We start from the raw sequence: 12,593 nt of genomic DNA on the forward strand, positions 1-12,593 counted from the left end.
TTCTACAATCCATCTGTTGTCTGTATCGGTAAACGATGTTGAAAACTTTATTAAATTGTAAATTATGGATTATGATATGTTTCTACAGGATCAAGTCGAACGTGTGGCACAAGGGTAATATCTATCCTGTTGCGTCTGCCATTGGAGAAAATACCTTCATCATGATTAGAAAAATGACGATGAAAAATATTCACGCTAAACTTTCTGCTTGGAGAGAGCAAAAGCATACTCTCTATCTTCGCGAACTTATGCTTTGCTTATCGTCTTGCCATGTAAAATATAATTGCGGCCAGAATGGCGGCAGCCGGTAAAACAGTGCAAACCCAGGAAACCCATGTGTTGACACCCCCTTCGTACCGCAGGTATTCCGTCAGTTTGGATTGATCCGTGATGGAAAGCTGAGCGGCGGCAATTACCTTCTTCAAGCTGTTATGATAAAGCGAGTTGGCATAAAATGAAAAAGCCATCCATGGGACTATAATCACAATGAAACCGAGCACGTACTTACCGTTTATAGCACAAAGAGCGGAAAGGGCGACAACGCCTGTGAAAGCAAAGAACCATCCGTACATTTTTCTGTAAAGCGCCCAGATCCCACCGCCAAAGAAAGCGGCCCAGTTCCAGCTTTCTTTCAGATCAGCGGGCTGCCAGTCAAAATCTTTGAATTTAGTCAGGTAGTAAATACAGTTTTTTCCTCCAAGGATGGCTTCATAAAGACTTTCATCCACTTCATGCGGTTCTTCCAGGCCGGACATATCGGTTGTCCTTTCTGCCGGCGACAATGGCGGCGATGCCCCTTCCTTCCTCTTTTCAATTTCCGCCTTGAATTGATTAACCGCTTTGATAAGCTCATCATCTTGCAATCTATGCGTAGCCAGGGCAAATCCACGATGGTATATGTATTCCATTTCTTTTCTTAAAATTCTATCAAATTGACCTTCTTTTGCCGCTTCCTTGATTAGGGTGATCATTTCGTCGTCCTGCATATCAGTGAAACTTTTCTTTCGGGATTTCAGGACAAACAGCAGTCCTCCTGCTGCCAGTATGATGACAACGATTACCACTCCCGCAAACTTGTTTTCCTCAACGGCTCTATTGACGGCCGCAATCCAATCATTTTGAGTGACACTGAAAACGGCGGCTGTTTCAAATTGTTTAGTGAGTTCAATGGCCTTGTCGTAATCAGCAATAGCTCGATTGTAATTGCCAAGGCCATCATAGGCGGCACCCCGATTATTATAGGCAATAGCAAATTTAGGATCGAGTTCAATGGCCTTGTCATAATCGGCAATAGCCTGGTTGTGGTTGCCAAGATTATTATAGGTAGCTCCTCTGTTGTTGTAGGCCTCTGCATATTGCGGACTGAGCTCAATGGCTCTGTTAAAATCATCAATTGCCTGTTTGGTGTTGCCAAAACTATTGTATATGGTCCCGCGGTTATTATAGGCCTCTGCATATTGCGAACTGAGTTCAATGGCTTTATCAAAATCACTGATAGCCTGCTTGTAAATGCCCAGTTTTTTATATCCGGTCCCCCGATGATTATAGGCCGCTGCATATTGTGGACTGAGTTCAATGGCTTTGTCAAAATCACTGATAGCTTGTTCATTATGATCAAGCCTGCTGTAAGCAATCCCTCGGTTACAATAGACTGTTGCATCGTTTGGACTAAGTTCGATCGCTTTGTTAAAATCGGCAATGGCCTGCTTATAATTACCAAGATTATTATGAACAAGTCCGCGATTACCGTAGAACACCGCATTGTGCGGGTTTAGCTCAATGGCCTTGTCAAAATCGACTACCGCCTGCTTGTAATTACCGAGTTTATGATGGGTTAATCCACGGTTATAAAAGGCTGCTGCATTCCTGGGGTTTAAAACAATGGCCTTGTCAAAATCGGCAACCGCCTGCTTGTAATTGCCAAGTTTGCTCTGGGCATTACCCCTGTTGTAATAGACCATTGCATCCTTCGGGCTCGGCTCTGTGGTTTTGTCATATACATCCATCACATCGTGGTTGACGGCTGTTGTTTCAGCAGATGCAAAACCCGGAATAAACAAAACAAGCAGGAAAGAGATGAGTATTGTTCGTTGAAGGGCAGACTTCATATAGATGTACACCCCTTTAGATTTTTAACAATAATGCTATAATATACAACACCCCAAGGTAAAAGACAAGGAATGCTCATGTTGACGGGAAGTGATGAAAAAATCCAATCAGCAAGAGTATGCCGGCGGCCCGGTTTTCATCCAGACGGTTATTGATTAAATAAGAGATGATGCGATCAGTCCAAGCCCCTGCTTAAAACGGGTATTCAAAACATGAGATCCGTCAATACGGCGAATGGGGAAGATGCTCTGGAGTTTATATGGAAGAGAGCCTGTGCTATGCCCAAACTAAACGGGGTGGGATGGCTCGGAAGAAGAAACAGCATCTATCATGACCTGTATGATTCCCAGGATCGTCTCAAGCGGATAAAACCGTGAAGAAATAATAAGTGAATCTGAAAGACTGCGATGCATTTTTTTGAGAAGATCATTGATAATAAAATATTTTTCAAAAAATTTGCGAATATGTGACAATTCCCGCCTGTGTAATTTCAACGGAGGCATCAATTATTGTAATTGATTAATTCTGCATGATCTTGTAATAGCAATCGCTCGATGAAAATGATCTGAAGACACGAGACGCTGCTGACTGCCCCAGAGAATATATCGAGGACATAAAGTAACGTTATATTATAATGATAGGAGAAAGATATATGCCTGACTACAGGATAAAAATCAGCGAGACACAAGATGAGGATCTGGAGAATCACCATTATCTAGTAACAGCAAAAAACGAAGCAGAGGCAAAAGAGTTCGCCATGAAATTTATGGAACACTTCATTGACGATGATAATGATCCGGAAAAAATCGAAAATGGATATACGTTTTACAACAAAGCCGTGATGGTCCGACTCGAGTCGATAAAGGAGACGACAAAAGAGCAGTTCAAGGAGTTTCTTTTGAAAATCCACACCATCAACATGACTTGAATCATTCCTGAAAGCTGCACGGTTTCCGGAAACATTATTTTTCGCGGTTTATTTACCTGCGTCCTCGCCTGCGTCGGAGTATCAGGTATCGGTATCCGGATTGACAGGATCTGTATAGCGACCTGACTCTTTTGAAATTACCGGTCACCATCACAAACAGAACGGTTATTAAAGGATCTATTTGTAAATACAGCTTTTTATAAAATATTTACAATAAACGCTTGCATCTTTTTTCATAGCTGTGTCATAATTTATTTAACTAAATAGCCAGTGCATTATTCAAACGTCTTTCTCATGATTCATCCCCGAGTTGCTCACACAGGCCAGTTAATAAAACCGGTGCTCTATATGTCATTCCGCCACTGATTTTGCAGTATGATCATCAAAACAGTCCCGATATCATGCTCTGATATTTGTGTGTTTGAGGGAGGATTTGTCATGCACTTCTATCGTGGATGCAGGATGCTTTACAGAAAGGCTTTCTCCCCCATTACCATCATATTTATTCCCTTTGGCAAAGGGTGCAGAACTATCCATCTAAAAATTTCAGCTGCCGGCATCGCCTTGCTGACCATTGTTATCATCTTAAATGTTATTTTGCTCTGCTACACGATCCCCTATGTAATCCAATACCATGATATGAAGAAACAATTCCTCGATTATTCCCGGAAGATATCGGATCTCAACAGCACATTATCATCCATGAAAATGGCAAGTACGAATCTCCATGCCTTGACATCACCGGGAGCAAAAGAGGGAAACCCCTGTCGAGAAAGAAGATTTATCTTTAACATCAAAGCATCCGATATGATCAAATATAATCAGATCATTTCGGATGCATCGGTAAAATACAATGTAGAAGCTGCTTTGATAAAAGCGGTCATCAAAATGGAATCAAACTTCGACCATCTGGCTGTATCACCAAATGGCGCACAGGGGTTAATGCAACTCATGCCGCAGACTGCTCAGGCCTATGAAATTGAAGATTCTTTCCATCCGGAGAATAATATCGAAGGAGGAACTCGTTATCTCCGCTACCTTCTGGACCTTTTTGAAGAAAATCTACCGCTCGCCCTGGCGGCCTATAATGTTGGTGAAAATGTCGTCATCAAATACCACTACAAAATCCCCCCCTACAGAGAAACGCAAGAGTATGTTAAACGCGTCCTGGGCCACCTGTATTCCTATCGCCGGATTGACCAGAAAATCAAGAGCGGAAAAGTCATCAGTTATAATGGATTGCCATTTCATCAACGGGAAACAGCGGTTACCATGCTGCCTGATACGGCAATACGGGAATGATCCATTTAGTTATTTGCGGCAAATTGAATATTAACGCCGGAACAGGTTATCCGTAAAAGCCGCGTGGCAAAGAGATTCACATTTTTACGGCCGCATTTGTTCAGTTGCGGATGTCCGGATGCACCGGCTTCCAAGCGTCCCTGTAAATCACCATATACCTTTGCTGCCTTAAAGATTTTGGAAAGAGCAAATAACCGCTCATTGTCGCAAAAATGTTTTTGAGAGTTTTGTTATGCTGTTCCTATGAGCGGACACCTCCAGAATCCTGGCCGCTGTTTTCAGCACTGATCATTTCTGCGTTTTCCGGCAATCATCCTTTTTTGCAAAGTTACGGATGTCACGTCAAGCCGTAATAAGAAACACTCATTCTCGATTACAAACATCAACAACGAGCCGCTCATTTTGTAATGATTATTGAATTGACTTACCCGACTTTTCTGTCTATACATTTTCCCATAAAAGCCTTTCTCAAAGAGGCTTTCACTATCAGCAAGGCAAAGGGCCGGGAGGATCTTTTCAGATGCACCACTGCCTGTTTTCTGAATGATCGGAGGTTTCTTATCCATGTATGAAAAGCCCACCTATGAAGACCTGGAACAAAAAATAAAAATTCTCGAAAAAGCAGTTATGGAAGCCGAACAGTACCGGGTGGCTCTGAAGCAGAGCGAAGAGAAGTTCCGGATTCTCGCCGACTTGTCACCGGCAGCAATCATGCTTTACCAGGATGGCCGGTGGATCTATGCCAACCAGGCTACCGAAACTATTTTCGGCTATTCCGCAAAGGAACTTCTCCGCATGAATTCCTGGGACATCGCTCATCCCGACTTCAAAGCATTTGTTCAGGAATGCGGACAGAAATTCGAGCGGGGGGAAGAAACGACCTATCGTTATGAAGTCAAGATCATCAGGCGGGACGGTTCTGAGAAATGGGTGGATCTGACGGGGGCATCTACAATGATCGGAAAGCGACCCGTCGGAATTATCTCGGTGACCGACATCAACGACCGGAAAAGGGCGGAGGAAGAAAGATACCATTACGAAAAACTTCATGGCGTTCTGGAAATGGCGGGAGCCGTTTGCCATGAATTGAATCAGCCGATGCAGATTATTTCCGGATATTCCGAAATGCTGTTAAAGGACACTGCGGAAGATGATCCCGTCCACATCAAAGTGGATAAGATCAACAAGCAAATTCGCCGGATGAGCACTATCACAAAAAAACTGATGAGAATAAAAGATTCTCAAACCGAAGATTATGCGGGATTCAGCCGAATTATCAATATCAATAAGAGCTCCGATCAAGAGTCTGAATAAAAGGAGAAAATTGTTATGATGGAGAAGAAAATTTTAGTGGTAGATGATGAAGTCTCCATTTTGGATATGATCAAAGAAGTTTTCGAGTCAGAAGGTTATACGGTATTGACGGCCGGAAGCGCGGAAGATGCCCTGAAGATCATTCAAAATGAATCTGCCTGGGTTATGTTTCTCGACATCAGGCTTCCCGGTATGAGCGGTGTTGAGCTCTGCAAAAAAATCCGCTCAAAGGATCAGATCAGCATTATTCATGCGTTTACCGGCTATAGCAATATTTATGGTCTTCTGGAATGTCGGGCCGCTGGATTTGACGATTTCTTTGTCAAACCGGTCAAACTCGATGTGCTCTTAAAAGCGGCTCAGGATTCGTTTGAACGACTGGAGAGATGGAAAATCAGCGACTTCGGTTTAACATAAGAAAGACGATGATGTGGAAGTTGTTCATGACACCCGTAAGGTGTCATGAAATTGGTGCCCCTGGCGTGAGTCGAACACGCGGCCCACAGATTAGGAATCTGTCGCTCTATCCTACTGAGCTACAGGGGCAACCTTGTTTGTTATTCCTGCAAGACGCCGCGATTTAACATTCTTTACGCAGGCTGTCAACCTTCCGTCATCTTACGCGGCTGCAAAATCCTTCAGATGCGTTTCCAGCAAACGGTTCTTATCAAAGTTTATCAGCTTGAGATTTTGCGGTTTCGTGCCGGTGAATGCGCATTTGGGCGCCAGTCCGATCAATTCCGATTCCAGGATCTCAACGCCGCGCTCAGCCGCAAGCGCCTCCACCTGTTCATAAATCACTTTAAGCGGCGTTTCTCTGCAATTGGTCAGATTCATGGACACCTGCGCCAGATGTCTGCTTTTTAATATGACGCCAATGGCGCGCACATGTTTCAGGCCGCCGCTTTTTTCCCGGATTAGCGATGCGATTTTTTGCGCCAACCTCAAATCATCACAATTCAGATTGATGTTATAGGCAACCAGCGGTTCACGCGCGCCTACAGCCGTTGCGCCCGCACGTGGATTAAATACCGGCTTGCCGGCATCCGGAGCGTCGTCAGGATTGGACATCTTTTCCGCCAGCGCCTCGTATCCGCCGCGTCTGACATTCGCCAGTTCGCTGCGCTCGGGAATCAATGCCGCATGACCATAAAAATAAACAGGCACTCCGAATCGTTCATATAGTTGATGACCATAGAGATGCGCCAGATCAACAGCCTCAGCCATTTTTGTTTTGCCCAGTGGAATGAAGGGCACCACGTCAACTGCCCCCAGCCGCGGATGGACACCCGTTTGTGTACGCATGTCAATCAGCTCCAAAGCCTGCCTTGATGCGGCTAGCGCCGCTTCCAACACATCTTCCGGTTTTCCCAGAAACGTGAAGACACTCCGGTTATGATCGCTGTCCCCGCTGTAGTCAATCAGGCGGATATTGGAAAACGCCTTCAATACGCTGGCAATCGATTCGATCTTATCCAAATCGCATCCTTCACTGAAATTCGGCACGCATTCGATAATTTTCATGTCTATACCTGATAAAATTTTAAAGTCGGCAACTCCACACAGGTGAGTTTACCGCCAAAGACCGCGCCTGTGTCAATGCCGATCTTATTCGCGGCAACCAGAGGCGCGTTGAAATGAGTATGTCCAAATATCACCCGTTTGCCGAAATCATAGTCGGAATCAATAAACGACCGCCGGATCCATAGCAGATCATGAATAGCCTGCCCGGCCAGTGGCATTCCGGGAAGCAAACCGGCATGAACAAAAATAAATTGATCCGTTTCATAATAAGGCAAAAGCGATTCAAAAAAGCGCAAATGCGCCGAAGGAATTTTTGCCTTCCTTTGGAACAGGGTATCCGTTCGTGATATCCCGTAAGCTTCGAGCGTCAGCAAACCGCCATTGACCAGATACATTTCTTCATCCACACCTTCCAGATAGCGCATCAGCATGGATTCGTGGTTTCCGCAAAGACAGATCACTTTTTGATAGACTTTTTCGAGCTCCAAAACGTAGTCAACGACGTCTCTGCCTCCGTCCGCGCGGTCGATATAATCGCCGATAAAAACCAGGGTATCGTTTGCCGGATCGGCTGCTATATCCTGAATGAGACGCTGGAGTTTATCCAGACAACCGTGAATGTCTCCGATGGCAAAAATTTTATTCATTTTCTTTCGCCGTCAGAAAAATCTGTTAATCTAACAGGGCTGCCGTAAAATCCTTGCTATCAAAGATTCGCAAATCATCCAGTCCCTCGCCGACTCCGATAAACCGCACCGGAAGTCCCAGTTCGCCGGCAATGCGGACCACGACACCGCCCTTCGACGTTCCGTCGAGTTTTGTGAGCACAATGCCGGTCACACCGATATCCTCTTTAAACATTTTGGCCTGCATGACGGCATTCTGACCTGTTGTGGCGTCTAATACAAGCAATATCTCGTGTGGCGCTCCGGGCAATTCCCTGCCGATAACCCTTTTAACCTTTTTAAGCTCCTCCATCAGGTTAGTCCGGGTGTGCAGGCGGCCTGCCGTATCCACAATAACAACACCGTTAAAACCGGCTTTAATCTTGCCGACTGCATCAAAAACAACAGCCGCGGGATCGGCATTCATTTTCTGTTTGACGACGGGCGCACCGACGCGGTTTCCCCACACTTCCAATTGCTCGATGGCCGCCGCCCGGAAAGTATCGGCGGCTACCAGCAGAATATCATATCCATCATTGCGCAATAAATTAGATAGCTTGCCAATTGTTGTCGTTTTGCCGCTGCCGTTGACGCCGATAGCCATAATGACAAATGGCTGATTCTTCGGAATGCTCAGAGGCTTTTCCATTTGCTGCAGAATCGCCATCATGCGTTCCTGCAAAACCTTTTTAATCTGCGATGCGTCCTGCAGCTCCTTACGCTTCACCCGCTGCTTCACATCATCTATCAAATCGTGTGTAAACTGCGGCCCCATGTCTGCCGAAATCATTAATTCTTCAAGTTCATCAAAAAGAGCCTGATCAAGAACCCTTTTGCCAAAAACAAGATTATCCAGATTTTTCGTCAGGACCGTGCGCGTCTTGGCCAGACCCGCCTTTAATTTATCAAATAAACCCACTTTAAAACGAATTCCTTTCTTAAATCATGACCTTTTGAGAATAGTCCGTAAGACCCCGCTTGGAAAACCAATTGCAGAAAACGGTACAGCCGTTCCTTGTCTATTCATAACGATTTTACGGGAATGTCAATCAAATTTTCTTTGCTAAAGTAACGGAATGGATTAGTTCAGATTGACGGAAACCAGAGACGATATGCCCTGTTTTTGCATGGTCACGCCAAAGAGCGTGTCGGCGACTTCCATCGTGCTCTTATTATGCGTAATCATGATAACCTGGGACTTCTCGGCAACATCCCTGATCAAGCGGTTAAACAGGTTGGTATTCGCATCATCCAGCGCTGCATCGACTTCGTCAAGAATCAGGAAAGGCGTTGGACGGTATAGCAGAATCGCAAAAATCAGTGCAATGGCCGCCAGGGATTTTTCGCCGCCGGACAGCAGACTGACACTTTGCGCTTTTTTACCCGGAATCTGGATATCAATATCAACCCCGGTTTCCAGCAAATCATTTTCATCGGTCAGGTGGAGTTCTCCGTGACCCCCGGGGAAAATATGAGAAAAAGTATCTTTAAAACATGCATTGACAGCCGCAAAGGTTTCGGCAAACCTCTCACGGGATATTTTGTTGATCCGGGTAATGGTTCTCTGCAGCGACGCTAGCGACTCGTTGAGATCGGACAACTGCGTCGTCAAAAACTGATTGCGTTGATCGAGCTCTGCATATTCATTGAGCGCCAGCAGATTCACCTCGCCGAAATTGTCAATGATCTGCTTGTCTTTTTCCAAAAGAGCGGCGAGTTCGGCAATTTTGTCATCATCCACCATGGTGAAATCCGCCATCATGGCCGCAAGATCAACGCTGTGCTTTTCAGCAACTGCCTTTTGCAGATTCTCAATGTTTAAGGCCACTTCGCGGCACTGCATTTCCAGTTCGTTTGTTTGCCGATGCAAATCATCGAGTTTCTTTTTGACGTCGCGAATTTCGTTTTCCTGAACTTTCAGCAGTTCATCCTCGTGCGCCCTTTTTTCTTTCATTTCAGCCAATACGGCATCACAGGACGCCAGGCTCTGATAGAGCGCCTGCAGCGCCGTTTGCTCCGCTTCAACGGCGGATGCCAATTCGGTCATCTGGTTTTGACAGGCAACGATCTCTTCGCTCTTTCTCGCAACTTCACTTTCATTGACGCTCATATCATGTTGCAACCGCGCGATGGTTCTCAGATCCGCTTCTTTCTTTTCCATCAGAGAAGCCAACAGAACTTTTTTCTCCGTGAGAAGCTTCTCCTGCGCATCAATGGCCGCCCTCGATTGCTGACGACGGCTGTTTAATACGGAGATGATTTCGTTGAGCTCTTTTTCCGCCGCTTCTCTCTGGAGAACATCCGCTTTGATCTCCAGCAATTTTTGTTCGGCCTGGGCTTCTTCTGTTTTAATATTCTGACGGTTAAATTCAAGCACGGCAATTCTCTGCTTCAATCTACCCGTTTCATCCTCGAAGCGCTCCATATCTTTTTTCCGGCCGTTGATATCTATCTCCAGCCGGTGCGCCCTGTTTTTTAATCCGGTGAGTTCTTCATCCCAGCGGGCAATTGATGAAACCAGTTTTTTCTTTTCCTGAAGTTGATCCTCCAGCTCGACGGATAGTCTGGACACTTCCGTTTCCAGTTCCGCGATTTCTCTTTTAGTAGCCAGCAGACTTTTTTCCACCGCCGAGCCGCTGCCGCCCGTCAGTACGCCGTGCGGACTGATGGTATCACCGTCCGGCGTCACAAAAGTCCCCCGGAAGCCGTTTTTCTTCCACAGATTGATGCCGCTTTCCATCGTCGGCGTTAATAAGACATCCCCCAGCAGACAATCGGCAATCTGTTTGAATTCGTCCTTCACAACCACTTTGCGCAGCAGGGGCTCCGCATCCAGGAGATGTTCGGCGCTGTAAGTTTCAGCGTAATTGCCTCGCAACTCCACCGGCACAAAACTGCCCCGGCCCAACTGATAACTTTTCAGATAGTCAATGGCGCGCACGCCTTCTTCCTGATTCTTCACGACGACATATTGCAGCTTATCGCCCAACACCGCTTCCACCGCCGACTCATATTCGCGCGGCACATTGATGTGATCGGCTACCACACCGTAAAACGTATCCAGACTTTCCTGCTTCTCAATAACCTTCTTCACACCTTCGTTGGACCATTTAAAGGCCGCCTGAAATTCCGTAAGCGATTGCAGGCGCGATGATTTACCGCCTGCTTCTTCTTTAATCTGCATGATTCGTTCTTCAACCATCTGCAAATCCGATTTGGCTCTTTCCAGTTCGTCGGCAGTGGTTTCTTTCTGGTCCGCCAGCCTCACTATTTCTTCTTCTTCCGCCGCCAGACCCGAGATGAGCAATTGCAGTTTATCCGTTAATTCGGTCAGTCTGTTTTTATCCTGTTCAATTTCACGGATTTCCCGTTCCTCGCGCTTCCTGAAATCCTCCATGTTCTTATTGAGGCTCGCAATAACGTTATTGAACTTGGCCAGATCCTGCATCACGTCAATATAACGGATTTTATGTTCTTCCAGACGGGAATTGATTTCCCGGTCGCCTTCCAATAACCCCTGAACCTGCTGCTGTCCTTCATCCAATTCATCCTGGAGCTGACTCATCTGGTTAAAAGCGTCCGCGGCCTTCTTTTGCAGATTTTCAACCTCGACAATCAAACTTGACTTTTTCTGTTCCATTACATCTATTTCAGCCTGATCTTTTTGTTTACGCTCCGAGGCTTCCGTCATCCGGCGCCGCGAAAATTCGATATTCTTTTCCTTGATGTTGATGGAATTCTTAATTTCATAAAGTTCGGTTTGATGGCGGCTGATCAGTTCATCATTTTCCAGCAGTTTCGCCTTCATTTCTTCCAGCGCGGATTCCTTTGCTTCCAGTTGAGCGTTGATACCTTCCAGCTGCTCGGAGAAGCCGCCGCGAACATCCTGCAGTGTGGCGTTTTTTTCGGCCAATCTGGCAAAGCCCTGTTGGGACAAAACCAGTTCCGTTTCTTTAATGCGCAGTTTTACTTCTTTGTATTGTTCGGCCTTTTTAGCCTGCCTTGCTATGGCATTAAGCTGGGATTTGACTTCCTTGTGGATATCATTGAGACGCAAAATGTTCTGCTTGGTGGCCTCCATCTTCCGAACGGCAGCATCTTTACGGCTTTTATATTTGGATACTCCGGCCGCGTCTTCGATAAATAAGCGGCGATCCTCCGGTTTGGCTTCCACCAGAGAGGACACGGAGCCCTGCTCAACCAGCGAATAGGTGCGGGCGCCGACACCCGTACCCATAAAAAACTCTTTGATGTCCAGCAAACGGCAGGGCACGCGATTGATGCAATATTCACTTTCGCCATCCAGCACAACCTTGCGAGAAATGGATACCTCCGTCAATTCGCCATAAACACCGGGAAAGCTCGATCCATTGCTCGCCAGCGTCATGACGACCTCCGCCATGCTCACGGGAGCGGCGTCTTCACTGCCGTTAAAGACCACATCATCCATTTTCTTGCCGCGCAACGCTTTAACGCGCTGTTCGCCCATCACCCAGCGAATCGAATCAACCACATTTGATTTTCCACAACCATTGGGACCGACAACCGCATTGACGCCTTTTGAAAAATCAATGACGACCTTGTCGCGGAAAGATTTGAAACCTGCTATTTCCAAACGTTTTAATTTCATAACGTATCTTTAATCGAAGTGTTTAAATTTTAAAAAAGCCTAACAAAAGATATTTCCTTTGTAAAGTGAAAATACAACAAAATGTATGAATGAAAAAATCATACCACAATATATAGTGCTT

General features: G+C 45.8%; 10 protein-coding genes and 1 tRNA gene. 4 read left to right on the top strand and 7 right to left on the bottom strand.

Annotated features, from left to right (window positions below; genetic code table 11):
• Nucleotides 1-257: 257 nt before the first annotated feature.
• Entirely contained in the window at nt 258-2,108 is a 1,851-nt protein-coding gene (locus CVU71_10985) for a hypothetical protein (protein ID PKN18041.1), read from the bottom strand.
• Between the two features lie 288 nt (nt 2,109-2,396).
• Nucleotides 2,397-2,582, bottom strand: a complete 186-nt coding sequence (locus CVU71_10990) for a hypothetical protein (GenBank protein PKN18042.1) — start codon at nt 2,580-2,582, stop codon at nt 2,397-2,399.
• A gap of 179 nt (nt 2,583-2,761) precedes the next feature.
• On the opposite strand from CVU71_10990, the gene CVU71_10995 reads away from it, so the two are divergent.
• From CVU71_10995 to CVU71_11010, 4 genes are all read left to right on the top strand, one after another.
• The gene (locus CVU71_10995; GenBank protein PKN18043.1) at nt 2,762-3,037 is read left to right on the top strand and encodes a hypothetical protein; all 276 of its coding nucleotides are present in this window, start codon (nt 2,762-2,764) and stop codon (nt 3,035-3,037) included.
• Between the two features lie 375 nt (nt 3,038-3,412).
• Nucleotides 3,413-4,339, top strand: coding sequence for a hypothetical protein (locus tag CVU71_11000; protein ID PKN18044.1), 927 nt, complete (start codon nt 3,413-3,415; stop codon nt 4,337-4,339).
• Between the two features lie 543 nt (nt 4,340-4,882).
• Nucleotides 4,883-5,653, top strand: coding sequence for a hypothetical protein (locus CVU71_11005; protein PKN18045.1), 771 nt, complete (start codon nt 4,883-4,885; stop codon nt 5,651-5,653).
• A gap of 15 nt (nt 5,654-5,668) precedes the next feature.
• A complete protein-coding gene (locus CVU71_11010) occupies nt 5,669-6,070 on the top strand; it encodes a response regulator (protein PKN18046.1) in 402 nt (133 codons plus the stop codon).
• A 52-nt stretch (nt 6,071-6,122) separates the two neighbouring features.
• Here the strand turns inward: CVU71_11010 and CVU71_11015 are convergent.
• The 5 genes from CVU71_11015 to smc form a co-directional block, all read right to left on the bottom strand.
• Nucleotides 6,123-6,199, bottom strand: a tRNA-Arg gene (locus CVU71_11015).
• Between the two features lie 72 nt (nt 6,200-6,271).
• Nucleotides 6,272-7,177, bottom strand: coding sequence for a glutamate formimidoyltransferase (ftcD, locus tag CVU71_11020; protein PKN18047.1), 906 nt, complete (start codon nt 7,175-7,177; stop codon nt 6,272-6,274).
• Nucleotides 7,178-7,179: 2 nt separating this feature from the next.
• On the bottom strand, nt 7,180-7,824 hold the full coding sequence (locus CVU71_11025) for a serine/threonine protein phosphatase (GenBank protein ID PKN18048.1): 645 nt from the start codon (nt 7,822-7,824) through the stop codon (nt 7,180-7,182).
• 25 nt (nt 7,825-7,849) lie between these two features.
• Complete coding sequence (locus CVU71_11030; GenBank protein PKN18049.1) at nt 7,850-8,761, bottom strand: signal recognition particle-docking protein FtsY; 912 nt, start codon at nt 8,759-8,761, stop codon at nt 7,850-7,852.
• A gap of 162 nt (nt 8,762-8,923) precedes the next feature.
• The gene (smc, locus tag CVU71_11035; GenBank protein ID PKN18050.1) at nt 8,924-12,472 is read right to left on the bottom strand and encodes a chromosome segregation protein SMC; all 3,549 of its coding nucleotides are present in this window, start codon (nt 12,470-12,472) and stop codon (nt 8,924-8,926) included.
• Nucleotides 12,473-12,593: the final 121 nt, after the last annotated feature.

This window comes from Deltaproteobacteria bacterium HGW-Deltaproteobacteria-6 (assembly GCA_002840435.1).
GTDB lineage: Bacteria > Desulfobacterota > Syntrophia > Syntrophales > Smithellaceae > UBA8904.

What these genes read in the sequence shown, in the direction of transcription:
- CVU71_10985 (PKN18041.1), bottom strand. Translation starts at nt 2,108, where the DNA reads ATGAAGTCTGCCCTTCAACGAACAATACTCATCTCTTTCCTGCTTGTT.
- CVU71_10995 (PKN18043.1), top strand. Translation starts at nt 2,762, where the DNA reads ATGCCTGACTACAGGATAAAAATCAGCGAGACACAAGATGAGGATCTG.
- CVU71_11000 (PKN18044.1), top strand. Translation starts at nt 3,413, where the DNA reads ATGATCATCAAAACAGTCCCGATATCATGCTCTGATATTTGTGTGTTT.
- CVU71_11005 (PKN18045.1), top strand. Translation starts at nt 4,883, where the DNA reads ATGATCGGAGGTTTCTTATCCATGTATGAAAAGCCCACCTATGAAGAC.
- CVU71_11010 (PKN18046.1), top strand. Translation starts at nt 5,669, where the DNA reads ATGATGGAGAAGAAAATTTTAGTGGTAGATGATGAAGTCTCCATTTTG.
- ftcD (PKN18047.1), bottom strand. Translation starts at nt 7,177, where the DNA reads ATGAAAATTATCGAATGCGTGCCGAATTTCAGTGAAGGATGCGATTTG.
- CVU71_11025 (PKN18048.1), bottom strand. Translation starts at nt 7,824, where the DNA reads ATGAATAAAATTTTTGCCATCGGAGACATTCACGGTTGTCTGGATAAA.
- smc (PKN18050.1), bottom strand. Translation starts at nt 12,472, where the DNA reads ATGAAATTAAAACGTTTGGAAATAGCAGGTTTCAAATCTTTCCGCGAC.